This is a genomic window from Rossellomorea aquimaris, from assembly GCF_008180865.1.
Taxonomy (GTDB): domain Bacteria; phylum Bacillota; class Bacilli; order Bacillales; family Bacillaceae_B; genus Rossellomorea; species Rossellomorea yichunensis.
In genome coordinates this window covers 223,364-244,108 of sequence record NZ_VTEX01000005.1, presented here as the reverse complement: position 1 = coordinate 244,108, position 20,745 = coordinate 223,364, and the positions used below count along the sequence as shown (strand labels likewise).

At 38.5% G+C, this 20,745-nt stretch carries 16 protein-coding genes and 1 pseudogene; 15 read left to right on the top strand and 2 right to left on the bottom strand.

Features of this window, described 5'->3' with window-relative positions:
* Positions 1 to 8 precede the first annotated feature (8 nt).
* The 10 genes and pseudogenes from FZC88_RS19090 to FZC88_RS19050 all read left to right on the top strand — a co-directional run bounded on the left by FZC88_RS19090 (position 9) and on the right by FZC88_RS19050 (position 11,468).
* Positions 9 to 1,499 carry a sugar ABC transporter ATP-binding protein gene (locus FZC88_RS19090; RefSeq protein WP_148996061.1) on the top strand — a complete coding sequence of 497 codons (1,491 nt, stop codon included), beginning with the start codon at positions 9 to 11 and terminating at the stop codon, positions 1,497 to 1,499.
* Entirely contained in the window at positions 1,492 to 2,445 is a 954-nt protein-coding gene (gene rbsC, locus FZC88_RS19085; protein WP_148996060.1) for a ribose ABC transporter permease RbsC, read from the top strand. The genes FZC88_RS19090 and rbsC overlap by 8 nt, the downstream gene beginning before the upstream one ends.
* Before the next feature lie 10 nt (positions 2,446 to 2,455).
* Complete coding sequence (gene rbsB / locus FZC88_RS19080; protein ID WP_148996059.1) at positions 2,456 to 3,394, top strand: ribose ABC transporter substrate-binding protein RbsB; 939 nt, start codon at positions 2,456 to 2,458, stop codon at positions 3,392 to 3,394.
* 677 nt (positions 3,395 to 4,071) lie between these two features.
* Entirely contained in the window at positions 4,072 to 4,749 is a 678-nt protein-coding gene (locus tag FZC88_RS19075; RefSeq protein ID WP_148996058.1) for a response regulator transcription factor, read from the top strand.
* Entirely contained in the window at positions 4,742 to 5,728 is a 987-nt protein-coding gene (locus tag FZC88_RS19070) for a sensor histidine kinase (RefSeq protein WP_262371978.1), read from the top strand. The genes FZC88_RS19075 and FZC88_RS19070 overlap by 8 nt, the downstream gene beginning before the upstream one ends.
* The gene (locus tag FZC88_RS24590) at positions 5,719 to 6,090 is read left to right on the top strand and encodes a sensor histidine kinase (protein WP_262371977.1); all 372 of its coding nucleotides are present in this window, start codon (positions 5,719 to 5,721) and stop codon (positions 6,088 to 6,090) included. Before FZC88_RS19070 ends, FZC88_RS24590 begins: the two co-directional genes overlap by 10 nt.
* A 106-nt stretch (positions 6,091 to 6,196) precedes the next feature.
* Positions 6,197 to 9,235, top strand: a complete 3,039-nt coding sequence (locus FZC88_RS19065) for an efflux RND transporter permease subunit (protein ID WP_148996057.1) — start codon at positions 6,197 to 6,199, stop codon at positions 9,233 to 9,235.
* A gap of 144 nt (positions 9,236 to 9,379) precedes the next feature.
* Positions 9,380 to 9,679, top strand: a complete 300-nt coding sequence (locus FZC88_RS19060; RefSeq protein WP_148996056.1) for a hypothetical protein — start codon at positions 9,380 to 9,382, stop codon at positions 9,677 to 9,679.
* 246 nt (positions 9,680 to 9,925) lie between these two features.
* Positions 9,926 to 10,165: pseudogene (locus tag FZC88_RS19055) on the top strand (substrate-binding domain-containing protein); the annotation flags it as partial.
* Positions 10,166 to 10,613: 448 nt separating this feature from the next.
* Positions 10,614 to 11,468: a malate synthase gene (locus FZC88_RS19050; RefSeq protein ID WP_148996054.1), complete on the top strand. Its 855-nt coding sequence runs from the start codon at positions 10,614 to 10,616 to the stop codon at positions 11,466 to 11,468.
* A 172-nt stretch (positions 11,469 to 11,640) separates the two neighbouring features.
* On the opposite strand, the gene FZC88_RS19045 is transcribed toward FZC88_RS19050, so the two are convergent.
* Together FZC88_RS19045 and FZC88_RS19040 are read right to left on the bottom strand one after the other, a co-directional pair.
* On the bottom strand, positions 11,641 to 13,716 hold the full coding sequence (locus FZC88_RS19045; RefSeq protein WP_148996053.1) for a hypothetical protein: 2,076 nt from the start codon (positions 13,714 to 13,716) through the stop codon (positions 11,641 to 11,643).
* Entirely contained in the window at positions 13,713 to 14,552 is an 840-nt protein-coding gene (locus FZC88_RS19040) for a hypothetical protein (RefSeq protein WP_148996052.1), read from the bottom strand. Before FZC88_RS19040 ends, FZC88_RS19045 begins: the two co-directional genes overlap by 4 nt.
* A 464-nt stretch (positions 14,553 to 15,016) precedes the next feature.
* Here FZC88_RS19040 and FZC88_RS19035 point away from each other — a divergent pair, with 464 nt between their 5' ends.
* The 5 genes from FZC88_RS19035 (at position 15,017) to FZC88_RS19015 (ending at position 20,723) form a co-directional block, all read left to right on the top strand.
* Positions 15,017 to 17,071 carry a RecQ family ATP-dependent DNA helicase gene (locus FZC88_RS19035; protein WP_148996051.1) on the top strand — a complete coding sequence of 685 codons (2,055 nt, stop codon included), beginning with the start codon at positions 15,017 to 15,019 and terminating at the stop codon, positions 17,069 to 17,071.
* A gap of 15 nt (positions 17,072 to 17,086) precedes the next feature.
* On the top strand, positions 17,087 to 18,199 hold the full coding sequence (locus FZC88_RS19030) for a DNA-processing protein DprA (protein ID WP_148996050.1): 1,113 nt from the start codon (positions 17,087 to 17,089) through the stop codon (positions 18,197 to 18,199).
* A gap of 531 nt (positions 18,200 to 18,730) precedes the next feature.
* The gene (locus FZC88_RS19025) at positions 18,731 to 19,705 is read left to right on the top strand and encodes a ParA family protein (protein ID WP_148996049.1); all 975 of its coding nucleotides are present in this window, start codon (positions 18,731 to 18,733) and stop codon (positions 19,703 to 19,705) included.
* A gap of 17 nt (positions 19,706 to 19,722) precedes the next feature.
* Positions 19,723 to 20,055: a hypothetical protein gene (locus tag FZC88_RS19020; RefSeq protein WP_148996048.1), complete on the top strand. Its 333-nt coding sequence runs from the start codon at positions 19,723 to 19,725 to the stop codon at positions 20,053 to 20,055.
* A 2-nt stretch (positions 20,056 to 20,057) separates the two neighbouring features.
* Positions 20,058 to 20,723, top strand: a complete 666-nt coding sequence (locus tag FZC88_RS19015) for a hypothetical protein (protein ID WP_148996047.1) — start codon at positions 20,058 to 20,060, stop codon at positions 20,721 to 20,723.
* Positions 20,724 to 20,745: the final 22 nt, after the last annotated feature.

Here is a 20,745-nt window from a genome sequence, read left to right as displayed (position 1 = left end):
TGAGTAGCATGCAGATCAGCATGAAGAATATCCATAAAGCATTTGGTTCGAACAAAGTTCTTGAAGGAGTGGACATCGAGATCCAGCACGGGGAGGTCCATGCCCTGATGGGAGAAAACGGTGCAGGAAAGTCGACCCTGATGAACATACTGACTGGTCTTCACAAGAAGGATCAGGGAACAATCACCATCGACGGGAAGGACAGGACGTTCGATGATCCGAAGCAGGCAGAGGAATTCGGCATTGCCTTTATCCATCAGGAGATGAACGTCTGGCCTGAGTTGACTGTCCTTGAGAATCTTTTCATCAATAAGGAACCGGTTACACAATTTGGTCTCATCAATATGAGAAAAATGAAAGCGGTTGCGAATGAGCAGTTTGAAAAGCTGAACATTTCCATCCCTCTTACAAAAGAAACAGGACAGTGCTCAGTCGGGCAGCAGCAGATGATTGAAATCGCTAAAGCTCTCATGACGGATGCAAAAGTCATCATCATGGACGAGCCGACAGCAGCATTGACGGACCGGGAAATCGAGACCCTCTTCACCGTCATCCGTTCGTTAAAAAAAGCCGGCGTGTCGATTGTGTACATCTCCCACCGGATGGAAGAAATCTTCACGATTTGTGACACCATCACGGTCATGCGGGACGGACGCACGGTGGATACGACGCCGATCCCTGAGACGAACTTCGATGAAGTCGTGAAGAAAATGGTCGGACGTGAATTGACGGACCGCTTCCCGGCACGAGATCCAAATCCAGGCGAAACGATGCTTGAAGTACGGAACCTGACCAAAAAGGGACTGTTTGAAGGTGTCAGCTTCGAAGTCCGCTCAGGAGAAATTGTCGGCGTATCAGGATTGATGGGGGCAGGCCGAACGGAAATCATGCGAACCATCTTCGGACTCGACGGACGATATGATGGCGAGATCCTCGTGAACGGGAAACCGGTCACCATTAAAACACCCGATCAAGCGGTGAAGCTCGGTCTTGGATTCATCACCGAGGATCGGAAGGATGAAGGACTCGTCCTCGACTTTTCCCTGAAGGACAATATCGCCCTTCCAAGCCTCTACAGCTTCACTAAGAAAGGCTTGATCAATGATAAAAGCGAACAGGACTTTGTCGAAATGCTCATCAAACGGCTGACGATCAAAACCGAATCAGCCCGGACTCACGCACGAAACCTGTCCGGCGGGAACCAGCAGAAAGTGGTCATCGCCAAATGGATCGGAATCGGTCCGAAGGTGCTCATCCTTGACGAACCGACCCGAGGAGTCGATGTCGGGGCAAAACGGGAAATCTATCAACTGATGAACGAGCTCACTGACCGAGGAGTCGCGATCGTAATGGTCTCATCCGAGCTGCCAGAAGTACTCGGGATGAGCGACCGCATCCTCGTCGTCCATGAAGGGACCATCGCAGGAGAGCTATCAAAGGAGGAAGCAACACAGGAAAAAATCATGACATTGGCGACAGGAGGCCACGCACATGAATAACGCACTCAAAACGAATCACGTCGGCAATCTGATGCAAAAGCTCGGTCCACTACTCGGACTGTTTATGCTGATTGCGACCGTATCTATCATCAATCCTAGTTTTCTAGAACCCTTGAACTTATTGAATCTATTACGACAGGTCGCGATCAACGCCCTGATTGCCTACGGGATGACCTTCGTCATTTTGACCGGGGGAATTGACTTATCCGTCGGATCGATCCTCGCCTTATCCAGTGCCCTGATGGCAGGGATGATGGTATCGGGAATCGACCCGATCCTTGCGATCCTGATCGGCTGTATCCTCGGTGCTCTGATGGGAATGGTCAACGGACTATTGATCACAAAAGGTAAAATGGCGCCATTCATCGCAACACTTGCAACGATGACGATGTTCCGTGGGTTGACGCTTGTGTATACTGACGGAAATCCAATCACGGGACTTGGCGACAGCTATGCCTTCCAACTGTTTGGAAGAGGATACTTCCTTGGAATCCCAGTACCGGCCGTCACGATGATCCTGACGTTCGCGATCCTGTGGGTGATCCTGCACAAAACCCCGTTCGGCCGCAAAACATATGCCATCGGCGGAAATGAAAAAGCAGCCCTGATCTCAGGTATCAAAGTACCACGCATTAAAGTGATGATCTACTCCCTGGCCGGCTTACTGGCAGCACTCGCAGGAGCAATCCTAACGTCACGCCTGAATTCAGCACAGCCGACAGCGGGTACATCCTATGAACTCGATGCCATCGCCGCCGTCGTCCTAGGCGGGACAAGCCTGTCAGGCGGACGCGGACTGATCGTCGGAACATTGATCGGTGCACTCATCATCGGAACGTTAAACAACGGTCTGAACCTGCTCGGCGTGTCATCCTTCTTCCAAATGGTCGTAAAGGGTGTCGTCATCATCATCGCGGTTCTCATCGACCGAAAGAAAGCAGCGTAGGAGGGATACTATGAAAAAAGCATGGTTACTACTAATCAGTTTGTCACTCCTATTCCTCGGCGCCTGCTCCCTGCAGCCGCCGGAATGGGCAAAGCCAAATACAAGCTCCAATCCTGAAGACATCAAGATCGGACTATCTGTTTCAACCCTAAATAATCCATTCTTCGTCTCCATGAAAAACGGGGTAGAGGACGAAGCGAAGAAACAAGGGATGGAAGTCGTCGTCGTCGATGCCCAAAACGATGCCGCCAAGCAAATCAATGACGTAGAAGACCTCATCCAGCAGGGCGTCAACGTCTTACTCATCAACCCGACGGACTCAGCGGCCATCTCCACAGTCGTCCAGTCTGCCAACAGTCTAGGTATTCCTGTTGTCACCCTTGACCGCTCCGCAGAAAAAGGGGACGTTGCCACACTCGTCAGCTCGGATAACGAAAAAGGCGGCGAAATGGCCGGAGAATATCTGGTCGAACAGCTTGGTGAAGGAGCAAAGGTTGCAGAACTTGAAGGTGTCCCTGGAGCATCGGCCACACGAGAGCGGGGAGCCGGGTTCCACAACATCGCTGATGAAAAGCTGGATGTCGTAGCCAAGCAGACTGCGAACTTTGACCGTACGCAGGGGTTGAATACGATGGAAAACCTGATCCAGGGGAATCCAGATATCAAAGCGGTGTTCGCTCATAATGATGAAATGGCATTGGGAGCACTGCAGGCGATCCAGAGTTCTGGTCGTGATGTATTAGTCGTTGGATTTGACGGAAATGAGGATGCGATGACTAGCATTCGGAATGGTAACCTGTCTGCGACTGTGGCTCAGCAGCCTGAGAAGATCGGTCAGTTGGCCGTTCAGGCTGGGGCTGATGTGTTGTCAGGGAAGAAAGTAGACAAGAAGATTCCGGTTCCGTTGAAGTTGGTGACGGAGGAGAATATAGAGGCATCAGAAGAATAAACTAGGTGGGAAGCCCCTTTCATGTGTTTGTGCGGAAGGGGCTTTTTCTTTTGGATAATGGAGTTAGACCCTTGGTACGTGGCATCAATTGTAATCAGGTTCGCAACCAAATAGATATTTATCTATCGGATTTGATGCAAAAAGATGAACAACTCAGGAATTTATAATAATGCAGATAGAATGAAAAACTGGTATTGCATTAATAATTTTTTTGAGGAGGGGATTTTTGATGATACATACGAAAACGCCTGAGGAATTTACGATGAGAATGATTACTGGACTGTTTCATACATTGACATTCGACCAGACATCCCGATGATAAAAAATTAGTGGCAGTTCATCATTTGAAGATTTTGGGGTCAAACCCTCGATACACGATTTTGAGCAGTCATTGTAGAATCTTCCTGCGCAATGAAACAACTACATTTAGATTTAGTGGGTCATACTCACGTCACATTTCCGATGTACCATAAAAATAATAAAAACTTCTATTGTATATAGGAAAACGTTCCTCATGCAGATGAATCAGACATTGTGTTGAGTGCGCAATAAAGCAAATGAAGAATATGCAGTGATATTATTTTTATCTCATCACCTATACTATAATGGTGACAATCGATATAAAATTTCTTACTCCTGGTTGTACATAAAGATATTTTTTAGAATGAGGTGTTATCTTGGCCACCATTTTAGTAGCAGATGATGATCATTTCATCAGGGAACTGATCGGAATCTATTTGAAAAAAGAGGGATATACAGTTGTAGAAGCAAACGATGGTGTAGAGGCTGCGAATCTTTTATCTGAGCGTACCGTTCATTTATGTATCATTGATGTGATGATGCCAAATAAAAATGGCTGGGAGCTTTGTAAGGAAATAAGGGAGTTATATGACCTGCCGATTTTAATGGTTACGGCTAAGGGTGAGAGCGAAGATAAAGTAAAAGGCTTTCAGCAAGGGACGGATGATTATATTGTCAAGCCATTTGATGCACATGAGTTAATGATGCGGATTAAAGCGCTGTTGAGGAGATACAAAATCAATACGGCAGATAGAGTATCCATTGGAAATGTCATCATCGATGCGAACAGGATGGAAGTGACCGTTAATCATGAGCCTGTTCTTTTTCCTTTAAAAGAGTTTCAACTCCTGTACAAACTTGCCAGTCATCCTGGTCAAGTGTTCTCAAGAGACCAGTTAATAGAAGAAGTTTGGGGAAGTGATTTTGAAGGCTTTGATCGAACCGTCGATTCACATATTAAGAAAATAAGAAAAAAATTAAATCAACAAACGGCTTTTGATATCTTGACAATCAGGGGACTGGGCTATCGTTTAGAGGTATCGAAGGATGTTTAACACGTTATATGTTCGCGTTGTAGTCACATTTATTTTGGTTGTAGGAATAAGTTTGACAGCCGCTTTCTTTATTACTTTCAGCTATTATCAAGAACGTGTGTTAAATGAGTTGGAGGAAGAAATGATCCAGGCTGGCAAGGGGATCATTCAGTTACAGAAAACGATGGGACAAGAGAACCTTGAAGGCTATTTAGCGGGTATACCAGCCATGACGATAGCCCTCTATTCAGATGATGGAGAAGTGAAGGTTTATGGAAAACATACGGATGAACCATTGGCAGCCCCTTCAGACGTCCGGAAAGTGCTGAATGGAGGCGTGTATCGAGTGAAATCCACGGAAAAAAGATTGTTAAAGAAAGTGACAATCGGTTTGCCATTTCAAGTGGAGGAAACGAGATATGCGCTTTTTCTCAAGCCAAGAATCATGGATCGCATTGATGTTATTAAAGAGGCTCTGATTACCGTATTAATGTATGTGTTGATGATTGGCAGCTTACTTTATTTACTGGCAGCTTACCTATTAGTCAATCCAATCAAAAAGCTGACCGCGTTGACAACCAAAATCGCAAAAGGTGACTTCAAGCAAATCAACTCCATTCAGCAAAAAGATGAAATCGGCGAATTGGTCAGAAGCTTTAACAAAATGACTACGGAACTGATGAAACTGGAAACGATGAGAAAAGAATTTATATCCAATGTTTCCCATGATTTACAATCACCTTTGACATCGATCAGGGGATTTGCTGTTGCGTTGAAGGAAAATGAGTTTTCAAAAGAACAGCGGGATCATTACTTAACCATTATTCAAAAAGAAAGTGAACGACTTGCAAAGCTGAGTGAGAACTTATTAAAACTGTCCGTGTTGGAAAATAAGGATTCATTACTGGAGAAAGAAACCTTTCGCCTCGATCAACAAATCAGGCACGTTTTCTTAAGCCATCAGCCCCAATGGCTTGAAAAAAACTTGAGTTGGATTTAGAAAAGGTTGAAAAAGCAGAGATCACAGCAGACCGATTGCAATTAGAGCAGGTATGGCATAACTTACTCACCAACAGTATCAAATACTCCAATCCCTGTGGCGAAATTAAAGTAGCGGTAAGGGAGATAGAAAACAACATCCACGTTGATTTTTCCGACACGGGGATGGGGATTCCTGAAAAGGATCTTCCGCATATTTTTGACCGGTTTTACAAGGTGGACAAAGCAAGGGTCCGTTCAGGCCAGGGCAGTGGATTAGGGCTGGCCATTGTCAAGAAAATCATTGACCTTCATGAAGGTCAAATCTCCATTAAAAGTGAAGTTGGAGCAGGAACTTCTATTTATATCGTCCTCCCGAAATAGCGGCAAACTCTTCTATAGAGTCTGCCTTTTTTTATGTTTCTTGGTCATATTCAGGGCACATTTCTCTTTTATAGTGAAATCATAATCGAAAGGGGACATGCGGAATATGAAAAAATGGATTGATTTCAGCTTAAAAAACAGTGTTGCCATCCTTGTTTTAACGATCCTGGTGGTGGCAGCAGGTTTACTATCAACAAATACGATTAAGTTGGAAACTTACCCTGATGTGGAGGTTCCAACCCTTATGATACAGGTGGGATATCCGAACCATTCCTCCGAAAAAGTGGAGCAGGATATCACACTGCCAATCGAGGAAGCGGTTGAAAAACTGGCCCCATATGAAGAATTAACGAGTACAACAGGGGCAAACAGTGCCATGATTCAAGTAAGCTATGACTTTGATGAAGACATGGATGAACGGGAACGTGACATTCAATCGGCCATCAGTAAGCTTACGCTGCCTGAAGATGCCACTCTTACGTATAAACGGTTATCAGCCAGTGCAAAGCCTATTTATCAAATTGCCTTTGCAGATGATGAATTATCAGCGTTACAAAATGATGTAACGGATAGTCTTGCACCACAGCTTCAAACCATTGCAGGTGTGAGTGACGTAACAGTCTCAGGAACATCCACAACCAAGCTGGTCGTAGAAGTAGACGAAGAAAAAGCAGCGGAGAACGGGGTATCCGTGACAAGCATCATCAATGTTTTGAACGAGAAAAACCACGTGCTGCCGCTTGGAAGTCTAGATGAAGAAGGAAAGATCCCGGTTAGTATAGAAGGGGACATTTCCAGCGTTGAAGAGATGAAGAAGATCCAAATCCCTGTCCCTCAACAAGGGAACCAGCCCCAGCCTCAGAAATCAACGTTCATTTCCTTAAGTGATGTGGCTGAAATCAAAGAAGTTGACGAACAGAACAGCATCACCCGGTATAATGGAAAACCGGCACTTTTGTTAAATGTAACGAAAACACAGGATGCGAATACGGCTGAGGTGGTTGAGCTTGTAAAAGAAGAGGTGGAAGACTTCAATGATTCGTTTGACTTTGAAGTATACACCATCACTGATCAAGGGAAAGAGGTAGAGAAATCCGTCAACTCCCTATTAAAGGAAGGCGGATTCGGTGCCTTATTTACAATCATGATCATCCTGTTGTTTTTAAGAAATTTTCGGGCCACGTTCATTGCCATATTATCGTTGCCGATTTCGATTCTAGGGACCATTGCCGTTCTTGACTATTTGGGATACTCCTTAAACATCATGACGCTTGGAGGGATGGCAGTGGCGATCGGCCGGATTGTCGACGATAGTATTGTCGTCATCGAGAACATGTTCCAATGGATGCATAAGAAAAAAGAGCTGTCAAAACGGGAGCTCATTCTGAACGCTACCAAAGAAGTCATCGGAGCGGTCACGTCTTCTACGGTGGCTACCGTTGTAGTGTTTCTGCCCTTGGCTTTTGTAGGGGGAATTGTAGGAGAGTTCTTTAAACCGTTCTCGATTGCCGTGGTGACATCGATTGTTCTTTCCCTGCTTGTGGCATTCATCCTCATCCCTGTTTTGGCTTTGGCCCTTTTAAAAGAAGGACGCCATGAAGAGAAGCAGGGATGGATTCAAAAGGCATACCACCGGTTATTAAAAGGGTCACTGAACCATAAAAAGATCGTCATGGTAAGTGCAGCAGTATTATTGGCCGGAGCTCTCTTCCTGGTACCATTCATCGGCAAGTCCTTTCTGCCAAGTGGTCCGGCAAGTGCAGTAGAGGCAGACATTGAACTTCCAGTGTCCACAACACTTGAAGAAACCGATACGCTTGCAAAAGAAATAGAAGACATGCTCTTGAACGAAGCATCCGTAAAGTACGTTCAAGGCTCTGTAGGATCCGTCAATAACACGAATCAATTAAAGCAAAAAGCATCGGCTGATTATAAAGCCACCTTCTTTATTCAATTAAAAGATGGGTACACCGTGACAACAGAACGAAAAGCCCTGGAAGAAGAAATAACCGAACTGGTCTCAGCATCATACAAAGACAGCACCGTTCGAATGCAGGAGGTACAGCAGGAAGGACCTCCATCTGGAAAGACGATTGACATCACCCTCTACAGTGAGAATGTAGAGGCTCTCCTCGATGCTGCCGATCAGGTAGGAGGTGCCTTACGTGAAAATGACCAATTAACGGATGTGTCCAGCTCTGCACAAAAGCTTCAAACGAAATACAAATTGGAATTAACAGATGAAGCCGTTGAACTAGGTGTCAATCAATATAGTATCCACCAGCAGCTAAAGGAAAAAATGAATGAACTGTCAGCGGGGATTATGGAGGTTGACAGTAAAGAGCTTGAGGTAGTGGTAACATATAACGAGCTCATCCGTGACAAAGAAGAACTGGAAAATACGGAGATCCTCACACCGCAGGGACCAAAACCTTTAATCGAACTCGCAACTATACAGGAACAGTCCATTCCAGCAAGTATTCAGCATAAAGACGGCAAACTTGCCTACACATTATCAGCAGAAAGTGTCAGTGAGGAAGTTGGATCCGTCACGGAACAAGTAGAAAAAGATGTGGCCTCACTCCCCATCTCAGAAGAAGTCGAATGGGAAGTCGGTGGCGGACAAGACATGATGACAGAAGGATTCCGTGACCTTGGTCAGGCCATGATGATTGCCATAGGACTGGTGTTCTTAACGCTAACCATCACATACGGAGGAGTCATCACCCCCTTTGTGATCCTTTCATCATTGATATTTGTCCCAATCGGCTCTCTGGGAGCCCTCCTGATCACAGGTGAAACCCTATCCATGAGTGGAATGATCGGGATGCTTATGCTAATCGGGATCGTCGTCACCAATGCGGTAGTCATGCTGGACCGCGTAGAAGCCAATCGCATGAGCGGAATGGCCTTAGAGCATGCAGTGGTCGAAGCCTGTACAACGCGCTTCCGTCCCATTCTGATGACGGCTCTTGCTACGATCCTGGCACTCGTCCCACTTGCTTTATCAACATCCTCTTCAGGTGTGATATCAAAAGGACTGGCTATCACAGTCATTGGCGGACTGACCACCAGCACACTGCTCACCCTTGTCTTCATACCCGTTCTGTACAGTGCAGTAGGGAAATGGAGAAGGTTATCTTAAACATGAGTTAGATAAAGTGCCAGAATGTTTCATTTTAGAGGGGGATGTTGGCTTGATTGAATACATCTCCAGTGTTCTTCTAACATATATGTATTAACTAACAGGCAGGATGAGCATTCTGCCTGTTCCTAAAGGGGGATCGTGATGAAGAAGTGGATCATCGTTAGTGTTGCCGTGATGGTGGTTTTATTGAGCAGCATGTATGTGACAAAGCCTACAGAGGATATGTACGCAGAGTGGCTGTTAGGTGTTGTCAGTGAAAGAGTTGGGGAGAACCAACCTTTAGAGAATAAAACGTTGAAGACGTTAGGGGAAAAAATGATTAAACGTAATTCAGAATATCATGATTATGTTTTTATTTCTGTTCATACAACCCGATTTATGGGGAAGGAAATGACGTTTATTGGTGTTTATGGTTCTTTTGTGCCTGTTAGGGAGAGGTAGTGGGGTAGGGAAGGAAGTGAGAGATTTAGAGCTGAGAGATTTAAAACAAAGTAGATAATTAGGGACAAAAACTATACGACTAACCAGAGTTGTCCAATCGAATGTACCTTCGTGCATTAGTATAAATATAAGTCCGAAAATAATAACAGCAATCATGGAGCCAATTGAGCCTGAATTCCACCATTTTCCTTTCGACCATCTCCGGAATTCACCCAAAAAGTAGAGTAAGAACCGTCCCCGGTTTGCCAGGCGATCCAGAGCTCTGGTCGCGACGTGTTAGTCGTTGGATTTGATGGAAATGAAGATGCGATGACTAGCATTCGTAATGGTAATCTGTCTGCAACTGTCGCTCAGCAGCCTGAGAAGATTGGTCAGTTGGCTGTTCAGGCTGGGGCTGATGTGTTGCAGGGGGAGAAAGTGGATAAGAAAATTCCGGTGCCGTTGAAGTTGGTGACGGAGGAGAATATAGAAGACTCTTCAGAATAAATTGTGGTGGTAAACCTTATTCGTGCATTTGTACGAATGAGGTTTTTTCATTTGTTGATAAAAGTAGTGGCAAAAAGAATTCAGCTTTTCTTGCTTTGCGTTTGCTCCAAATGAGTTGGAGGTCGCCTTGTTTTTTAGATAACTATTGGATAGGGATGTCTGTAAAAAAGGGATTTGATGATTCTGGGATTGACCGGCTTAATGATATAAACTTAGGATTGTACCAATCATTTAGGTTTAAACAAAACTTCATTTTACCTCGCAATAAAATAGGTTGTCAACAAAGAATTTGTATATTTATCAAAAAAATGCTATAATTATTATCTGGTGATTTTTTACATTGAACGTTTAGTTAAATACCTTATTTATTCCGAAGAGAAATTCAAACAGTTTTTGTGAGCTTTTCAGGCAATAGTACCCGAGTTATTATACAAGGAGGACTAATATATTGAATTTAATCAATAAGAAAGTTACACATGAGCGGTTTGGTATGGGAAGTATCGTTAAACATAATGATACGGTCGTTGAAATACATTTCGCCTCGGAAAATAAAAAATTTGTTTACCCGGATGTATTTGGACAACACTTGAAACTACATGATAAAAGTGCTGCCAATTCACTTGAAAAAATTTTACACGAGCAAGAAATGGAACTCAAAGAGAAAGAAATGCAGAAGGAAGAGGAAAAGGAACGGCAAAGAAAATACCAAGAGCTTCGAGTGGGTCATGAAAAACTTATGAAAAATCATAAACTTCATCCCGAATCGCAGATGGTTTACAGGTGCGATACAGAAGAACAGAGTAGCTCCTTTTCAGATTGGACGGTTTCCTCTGGTGAAATAAAAAGTGGTAATAATAAGGGTAAGCCAAACAAGCCCAGTCGCTTACACCAAAACAGTGCGGTCCTGCTGACAGCGGTCGATCCCGGCATGCTTGAAAAAGACAGACGGATATTAGGTGTCTATATGGTAAAGGATAATTTCATCGGTAAACTTTGTGAAGATGGAAATATTCCTGCCCATTCCCATTACAGACTCCAACTTACAGACGAGGAATCGAAGCAGATGCCTTTTTGGAACTACTATGTCAATGAAAAATCCCCTCAAAAAACGACTTGGAATACAGGTAAGTACCGTTATTTTGATAATTCGTGGATGGCTCAGATTTTGCGCGACATCGTTTCATTGAAAAGTGACACGGAGGAACAAGAGCTGGCACAACAATTTCTGGACCACTTCTCTAAGGTGAATCAAATAGTAGAGCAGGAGTTAAAAGAGCCGAATGGAGCATTATTGCGTGCTTAGATAAGTACAGTGGGAGAACTGGCACATATAAGGTGAGAGAGTGTGTTAGGTTCACTGTGAATAGTGTTAAAAAGGGACAAGGCGGGCGCCTTGTCTCTTTTAGTGGTTTTTGGACACCTAATGAGCTGGGGGTCTGACCCCGTTTTTGCTTTTTGTATTCATTTACTATAGATTATATTTGCTTAATAATTTGTGAAATCTCGTCGTATGCTGTTTCTATTTGCATTGGGTGTGAAGCAGCCCATAATTCATTCGATTTATCCCCCTCCACCATTAAAGGGCTCCCTGTTAAGAGACACTCTTGAGCATATTCTTTAAGGTTGTTCATATTAGCCTTATTCATATTAATAAAATTAATTTTATGGTTAATAAAATACCTCCAAATGAATCGATTGTTTTTCTTATCAATAAAACCTTCGAATATGAAGCCTTCGAAATAAGGAAGGTTTGAAAAATCTTCTTGTACTTTTTTATTTTGACAAAAGGAATTTTGAGTATCGATGTTTTTCTCTGTTATATTTTCAGATTTAGAATTGCTTATTATTTCTTGGGCCTGATCAATTGAAGTTAGTTTTGTAATTATGCGATTTCTTTCATCTCTTATCTTTTTCCATGCTTTTAGTCTTTTTTGTCTCATTGACTTTGTTAAATAGGTACTTTTTTCTATTATTCCCCAATTAATTTGTTGGTTTTGCTCGATTCTTATTATATCTTCAATGCTATCTTCACTCATTAATAAAGGACTTTGAGAAACATATGTTAGCCCGACATAAGAATTAATAAATTGATTCATAGATTTATAGATAATAAAATTTTTAGTCGTAATAGTACTATTACGACTATCTTCTATAATAATTGAAACAGGCCATCCAGTACCCATAGTATGTATTTCGTCCTCAGTATTAGTACCTAAAATCTTTACTAATATTCTTAGAAGTGGAATGGAATCTTTTATATTTCGGAACCACACCATGCCATATATATCACTTAAAGATCCAATGATAATATTTAATGTTCCTAAATCCCATTTATTAGAATTCATAAAAGAAGAGCTGAGGTTTAAAATATATTCACTAAAATTAGCCAAAGTGATTCGTTTAAAGCGTAGAATATGTTCCAGGTTTTCGATGTGTATTACAGCTTCTTCTTGAGAGATTTTTTCAGGAATCATTAAAGTGTTTTTGGATATTTTGGGACTTGAAGGATTAATATAAAGATAACTAAATTCCTTATATTTTTTATTCACCTTTTCAACATAAAGTTTCTGGTAATCTTCAATCTGCTTAGAATACTCTAGTTCCATCTCTTCAACTGTATTTGAATTTAAATCTATTTTCGAATATCTTCTAACTATTGTCACCTCGTCTAAGCCTTCTTGCTTAATTAGTTTATCTACTTTAGTTGAATTACGAGTTTTATAATATTCAATTAGTAATGGGTGGATCTCTTTAACTACAGAGAATGATCCTTCAAAATATACAGCAAAAATATCAAGGCATATCTTTGCAGCTTCTACATTATGTATATTCGTCAATTTACTAAAGCCCTTGAATCCATACCAAAACTCTTGCCCAGCAATTTCTGGGGTCATTTGAGCATCAGTAAGAATTCTTTCGCGTAATTTTGATGCCTCATGAATACTTTTTATTTCACTTGCAAGGCATGAAGAGATTGATAACTTTTGACGGAAAGTGAGTTCGCTTAGAATCGACTTTAACCAAGATGAAATAAAGATTGCAACATCACCTAAGAAAGATTCTCCTGCTTTATGCAGCGTTAATGCAATTCTGTCCATTAAGTACTGCTGCCTAATTGTACTTGCTTCAATAGACAATAGGTTGGAATATATATAAATTCGTAACTCTAAAGGCAAGAAACTAATTTCTCTTGAGAAACTGACCTCAAACCTTCCGTGATAATAAGGAACAATTGTGGATTGAACAAGGTGTTGGATTTTTGGATTAAGCTTAATTCTTTCGCTATAAATATTACTACATGCTCTAATTAATGACTCTTGTGCATCTAGAAGTTTTTTATCTAATAATTGACGGTACTTTCCTTCGTTTAAATTAATTGTGTATTGTATTATTGCTAACATGTTAACAATTTCTTCTAGGTTATCTTCTTGAAATTTAAATTCTTTATAGTACAAATTTTTATCTAAGTACTCTTCACTTACGTCTGGAAAAGTTTCTAATCGTTTTTGGATTGATTTCAATATGCCTGTTTGTTTCTTTTCTTTGTTCATTGGGCAATTCTCCCTTTCAATTGTTCTATAAACTGTTCTATTACGAGAAAATAATTTGTAGAGCTGATGAGAAAAAGATTGTCTTTTGGAACCCTACTTTCTAATTTATATTTTGCAGAGTGAGATGCTTTTGAAGTAAGAAATAAGTAAAAATCGAAATTTCCTACATCATGTGTAGGTTCAATAGCAGAAAACTGTTTTATTGTTTTTAGGTGATATTTTATTTTTATTTCGTTTATTTGATTGTCTGTCCACTGATCTTCAAGAAAAACAGCTATTCTTTTATCAAGTAATAACTCTTTATATTTTATTTCTTCATCAACTCTATAAAGTTTAAGCAATCTGTTTATTTTTTCCTGATTATAATCAAATTCTTTTTTTTCATGAGTTAGATATTGAATTGAATTTTTAGCTTCTTTTTTGCTTTCTTCCCATTTGTTTTTTTCAACTACAACATATTCTTCTCCAATTAGATTTTGAAAAAGGGCTTGTTGACCAGTTAAAAAACAGTGAAGCCAAGTATGGGTAGGCTGCTCTCTATATTTTACAAGCGCGTTTTTATTACTAAAATTACTAAAGGAATCTTTCCAAGTCTCGTACCATTTTATCAATGCTCTATAGATAATAAATAATCCATCCTCACGAGAGATAGCTTCTTTTTTTATACGATTCAAATACTCGTCATTTGAGTCTTTGAATGATTTTCGTGAGATTTCATCTAAAATATCTCCTCCTGTACCATGGCTTATCATATATTCAATTGCATGAAACAAATGCTCTTTTTCTGTTGGATATGATCTCATAAGGTTATTAAATAATCCGAATTCATAGACCAAAAGAAACGCCTCCTTTCACTACTTTTGATCGGATACTCTTTAGGGAAATATTTCTTAAATCATTAAGGATAATAAACAAACTATTAAATTAAATTAAGACTAAGTGCATCTAAGAAGGGTGAGAAATTCATTTTTTGGTTTAACTTTACGAAGAAGATATACAGTTTAAGTCATATCGATAAGTTCTTCCCTTTCTACTTCGAAAGAATAAACATCATAATACTTACTATTTCTCTCTAAATTTGATACAAAGTAAATTTTATCACTAAATGGAATTAATAGGGTGATATAATAAGAATAAATTACCAAAAATGTAAAGATCGTAGGGGGGAGACCAAAGAATTATGGGGATTAGATAAATATTTTGTTTTAACCTTTTTGGGAAAAGGGTCTTTTGAGTAGTGAACTGCAATTAATACATTAGGACGTAATTTATCCAAAATTAAATCGTAAAGGGTGAAAATATGTATATACAGGAACTAAAAAAGGTGTTTGGTACAAAAGCGAGTTTTCGAGACGGTCAAGACACAGCTATTAACCGTATTTTACATAAGGAACGTGTTCTTGTTGTTCAGAAGACAGGTTGGGGAAAAAGTTTAGTTTATTTCCTTGCTACAAAGATTTTACGACAGCGGGGAGAAGGGGTTACACTAATCATTAGTCCCTTGTTAGCGTTGACTAGAAATCAAATTGAAAGTACAGAAAGATATGGAATTATTGCAGAGTGTATAAATAACCAAGTAAACAAGACAAAAGAGGAAAGGGAAATTGTTGTTCATCGCTGTAATACTGGAGAATGTGATGTCCTGTTTATTACACCAGAACAACTACAAAACGAAGAATTTGTTAGACTATTATCACAACTTGAAATAGGATTATTTGTGGTTGATGAAGCACATTGTATATCGGATTGGGGACATGATTTTCGACCAGATTATAGGCGTATTCACCACCTTCTTCAAATTTTGCCACAAAACATTGCAGTTTTAGCCACTACAGCAACAGCAAACAACAGAGTAATTGAGGATGTAGTAGCTCAATTAGGCGATTGTGAAGTTATTCGTGGAGACTTACAACGAGAATCTTTACATCTACATAAGGTATTTCTACCAACTGCCGAGGAAAAGTATGCTTGGATCGCGAAAAACCTAGAACGGTTTGAGGGTTCGGGAATTATCTATGCTACAACAATTAAAGAGTGCGAACGTCTGGCTATATGGCTTCGGCAAAATGCGATTGATGCTAGTGCTTATCATAGTGGTCTTAATGAAGAAGTGAAAGTTGATTTAGAAAATAGACTAATAAATAATAAACTTAAAGTACTTGTTTCCACTATTGCACTTGGTATGGGCTTTGATAAGGTGGATATTAGCTTCGTCATTCATTATTACACACCTAAATCTGTTGTTGAGCATTATCAGCAAATAGGCAGGGCGGGGCGAGGCATAGATCAAGCTGTATGTGTGCTTCTTTATGGGGGAGGGCAAGAAAGTAAAATAAATGAGTATTTTATCTATAATTCCTTCCCTAAGCAAGAACATATTAATCTAGTTCTCCATTTCTTAAGTCAAAACAATGAGGTTAAGAAGTCGTCTCTTGAACAAGAGATAAATATTAAGTCGTCTACTCTAGACCAAATTTTGAAGTTATTATTAATTGAAGGTTTTATTGGGAAGGATTCCAGATCACAATATTACCGCACATTGAAACCTTATATCTCCCAACAGGATTATTATAACTCTATCATTGGTATAAAGGTTCGTGAATATCAGGAATTACTTAATTTTCAACAAACAAAGGATTGCCAAATGGCTTACTTAACACATGCATTGGATGACCCTAATTCCAGACGGTGTGGAAAATGTAGTGCATGTCTAGAGGATGCTTGGGATTTAACCAATGATGTTTTAATTAGCGATGATATTGCTAATGTTACTAAATTTTTCAAAAAGAATTATATTTTAATTGAACCTCGTAAAAGATCCTCATTAACTAATAGAAACCTAGAGTTTATACATGAACAAGGGATTGCGTTGAGTTATTACCATGAACAGCTTGGCCAGGAGGCGAGTCGTGGGAAATACGATAACAACTACTTCTCTGATGTGCTCGTCAATGCATCAGCCGATAAGTTAAGAAGGTTCTTAAGAGAAAAAGAAATTGATATAAAAGAATTAGTAATAATTCCAATTCCTTCAAACAGGAGACCAAAACTTGTTCCAGAGTTTGCACAACGACTTGCATACACATTACAATGTAAGTATGTTAATATTCTTGCTAAAAATCCAAATGAACCAGAACAAAAATCATTTCTAAATAATCGTCTTCAAGAGCAAAGTATTCGTGATCATTTATATATTCAGGATGACGTAAATATAAATGATGCAAATATTCTTTTAGTAGATGACTTTGTGGATTCAAGGTGGACTTTTACAGTGGCCACAGAGCTACTTGGTAAGGTGTTTGAAAATATTACTATAACGCCGTTCGCCCTAGCAGATACTAGTAGTAGTGATTAAAATGAGGTGAACATTATGCAGTTGACAAATAACGAAATTGCTACTTATTTATTTTGTGCACAACTGGCACAGACAAAGACAACTCCGCTAACAATTCTAGAATGGAATGCAGTTGTAAAATCATTAGGTGAGCATAGAATGCAGCCAGAGGCATTGCTTAAAATAACGTCTTCTCAATTACTTAAAGTTTTAACAAAAGCAACAGAGGCACAAAAAATTAATATCATTAAGAAAATAGATGCCCGACAAAAGTTGGGAATATCAATGTTAGAGCTTAAGGAAATCGTTCATCAGGGGTATAGTATTATGTTTCGTTCTCAGATGCCAAATTCTTTAAAAAAGTTAACACAAAAATTTATCCCAGCTTTCTTCTATTATGTAGGAGACGCAACAATTTTCACACAACCAACATTAGCTGTTGTAGGTGCTAGAAACGCCAATGCTGATGAACTATCTAAGACTGCTGAAATTGCAAAAAAAGCAGTTTCTAGTGGAGTGGTAATAATATCAGGGGGAGCAAAAGGTGTCGATACAACAGCAGTTGAAGCATCTTTAGAAAACGGTGGAAAAGCTATAGTTTTCCCCTCTGATGGGTTAGCAAAATGGGTTAAAAAGAGTGTTATTCGAAATTATGTTTCAAATGGACAACTACTTTTAATGTCTTCACAAAGGCTTGACGCACCGTTTACTGGATTTTATGCAATGCAACGAAATAGATATATCCATGCACCCTCTAATGCTGTACTAATTGCTTCATCAAAAATCTCAGGAAAGAAATCAAGTGGTACCTGGGAAGGAGTATTGGAAAATATTAAATACCAATGGTCATCTTTGTTTGTTTTAGGAAATAGTGAAGGGGTAGAAAAACTGAAAGCAGAAGGTAATGCAAAGGAATACACTTCATTGGAAGAAATTTTTAAAAAGGGAAATTCCACTAATTTAAATTCTCAAACAGAGATTGATGAGAAAGTAGTTTCACTTATTCAACTTGCTATTGCACAAGGTTTGGATAAAGAAAAAATAGAAAAAAAATTTTTGGGAATATCGGCTAAATACTTTAAAAATATTGAGGATTCTAAACAAGATAATATAGGACAAGCGCAAATAAATATGGAAGAATATATGTGAATTAATAAATCTAGGCAATTAGTCTAAATACAAATATGAAAACTAAATAAATCATTTAAGACAGTTCGTTAAAAAACTTAACTTTTGGGCTATTTATCGGAATAATGGGGTCAGACCCTCGGCACAGTGAAGCGTCAATGTGGTGGGGATCTGACCCCATTATTTCATTAACTTAAAACTTGGTACTTTACACTCTGAATATGCAGCCCGTCACATTGGTCCCCCCTCTTCAACATTGGAATTCATTCTTTTCTATATTAAACTCATACCTGCCTTTGGAGTTCTTTCAAGATCATAGAAAATTTAAACAAGCTAATATCCGAAAACGTTTTCACTAGTTAGTCATCATATCTGACGTCAAAGTCTCAGAAGCAAACACTCATACTGGTAAATTGTATAAATGGTAACATAAGCATGCTTAAAATTTCAGGGGATTTTATTAGTAATAAATACCAAATACCTTTGCATAATCTTGCTAAATGTGCAATATTTTAATAGTTAGTTTCCTTAATCTGAAAAAGGGGTGTCTTGATGGATAAAAAAGGTATAGTTATTTCATATATAAACATGAAAGGAGGTGTAGGTAAAACTACACTAAGTATAGGTATTGCAGATTACCTAGCAAAATTTAAAAATAGTAGAGTGTTAGTAATTGATATAGACCCTCAATTTAATGCAACTCACTCTTTAATAGATGCATATATAAAGAAAAGTGTGATAGATGATACGGTGATAGACGATGAAATAATAGATATAAAAACAGCTGTAGAAGAAGCTATTCAAAGGAATTCAAGAGATGATGACGAAGACGAAGACGAGGAAGTAAGTAATAGTTTTTATACTTCAGAAGTATTAAATAAAAATAAAACTATTTTCCAATTATTTAAGCCTCAACTAGATATGTCTAAAAGATATAAGTTACCAAAAGCAGAAGACTTAATAATTAACTTGAAAGATGGTTTAGATTTATTATCTGGAGATTTAAACTTAGTATTAGCAAATAAGAATAGTGATTTTAGTTTGGTTAAGCGACTGAAGAATTTTATTTCCGAGAATAGTTTAAGAGAAGAATATGATTATATCATAATTGATTGTCCGCCTACATTAACTATTTATACTGATAGTGCACTTTTAGCATCTGATTTCTACATGATTCCAAATAGAATTGATAGATATTCTATTATAGGTATTGATTCTTTACAAACAGCGGTGGGTAATTTAATCTCTTCCGAGGGTATTGATTTAAAATGTTTAGGTATCGTTTATACAATGGTAAATAAAAATATGAATTTAAAACAACAGAAAATAAAAACGGATTTTGAATCAAAGAAGTCTGTTAATGATATAGATATTTTCGACTCAGTTAGTCATATTGTTAATCATATACAATACGGATACAGCGGAACTTTACCTACAAAATATAAATCCTCGTTGGAAGATATTGAATCTATAACAGAAGAAATGTTAGAAAAGATTTCATTTAAATTGGACCAGTGCAATATTTAGGTGTTGGAGGATTGAAAATGGAAGAATTAAAAATTTTTAGAAATGAATTAAAGAATACAAAGCCTCCAAAATACAAGTTAATAGGTATTGTAAGTGAAATATTATTATCTACAGAATTGTTTAAAAAAAACATAGATACAAAAATTCTATTGAAGGAAGTATTTAATAAGGATTTTAATTTGTATGTGTATGCTTCTAGAACTTTGATAGTTTCTAGAACAATAAGACTGATTGCAGATAGTGAGGATAAACAGTATTTAGATTATAAAAACAAATTGTATAAATTCATTGTTAAACGTATTGATATTTCTAAATCCAAAGACAGTAATACATTTGATGGTTGGTTATAGTTATGAATGAAATAGGTTTGAGAATTTGTAAAGAAGAAATCAATAATCTAATAAATAATATTGAGCGACAATTCTCGCCAATAGATAGTCAAACAGTTGAATATTATAGAATGATAGCTAAGCAAACTCTGTTTTTAAAACATATCTTGAACACGTATCCACAAACTTATTTTGCCAAAGTTTTAATCTCAGATTTTTTTAATTTTATTCTCAATGATATAAATGAGTCTACTAGATATCTCTATTTAAACGAAAGATCTATTATAGAAAACTATATTAGGTTAATTTTAAAAAAAGATGAGTACATTACACATATTACTTCTCAATCTTTTTTAGATTTAAAGGACCAAAATAAGTTGATCTTAAAAGAGGCAGAATATAGTAAAATAATGAATGAGTATAAAATATCATGTTCGTATATTCATGGAGGATATAAACTAACTGATCATTTAGTAGACAATTTCGAAGACTGTGTTAATGGAGTAGACATTATTACTAAACGAAACAAAAAAAATAGAATTAATCAAACATTAGATTTGTTTAAGATTTTAAATAAATTATTTGTAATCAATAATATAGAGGTAGTAGATAATTCATTTCACAGAAATAAGTATGCACTAAAATATTTGTTAGGGAAACAGTATGGATTGTTATCTCAATACCAATAATAAAAATACAAATTTTACCAAT

Coding starts and splice junctions, on each gene's coding strand:
- FZC88_RS19060 (WP_148996056.1), top strand. CDS start 9,380: ATGAAGAAGTGGATCATCGTTAGTGTTGCCGTGATGGTGGTTTTATTG.
- rbsB (WP_148996059.1), top strand. CDS start 2,456: ATGAAAAAAGCATGGTTACTACTAATCAGTTTGTCACTCCTATTCCTC.
- FZC88_RS19070 (WP_262371978.1), top strand. CDS start 4,742: ATGTTTAACACGTTATATGTTCGCGTTGTAGTCACATTTATTTTGGTT.
- FZC88_RS19015 (WP_148996047.1), top strand. CDS start 20,058: ATGAATGAAATAGGTTTGAGAATTTGTAAAGAAGAAATCAATAATCTA.
- FZC88_RS19020 (WP_148996048.1), top strand. CDS start 19,723: ATGGAAGAATTAAAAATTTTTAGAAATGAATTAAAGAATACAAAGCCT.
- FZC88_RS19030 (WP_148996050.1), top strand. CDS start 17,087: ATGCAGTTGACAAATAACGAAATTGCTACTTATTTATTTTGTGCACAA.
- FZC88_RS19045 (WP_148996053.1), bottom strand. CDS start 13,716: ATGAACAAAGAAAAGAAACAAACAGGCATATTGAAATCAATCCAAAAA.
- rbsC (WP_148996060.1), top strand. CDS start 1,492: ATGAATAACGCACTCAAAACGAATCACGTCGGCAATCTGATGCAAAAG.
- FZC88_RS19035 (WP_148996051.1), top strand. CDS start 15,017: ATGTATATACAGGAACTAAAAAAGGTGTTTGGTACAAAAGCGAGTTTT.
- FZC88_RS19025 (WP_148996049.1), top strand. CDS start 18,731: ATGGATAAAAAAGGTATAGTTATTTCATATATAAACATGAAAGGAGGT.
- FZC88_RS19065 (WP_148996057.1), top strand. CDS start 6,197: ATGAAAAAATGGATTGATTTCAGCTTAAAAAACAGTGTTGCCATCCTT.
- FZC88_RS19090 (WP_148996061.1), top strand. CDS start 9: ATGCAGATCAGCATGAAGAATATCCATAAAGCATTTGGTTCGAACAAA.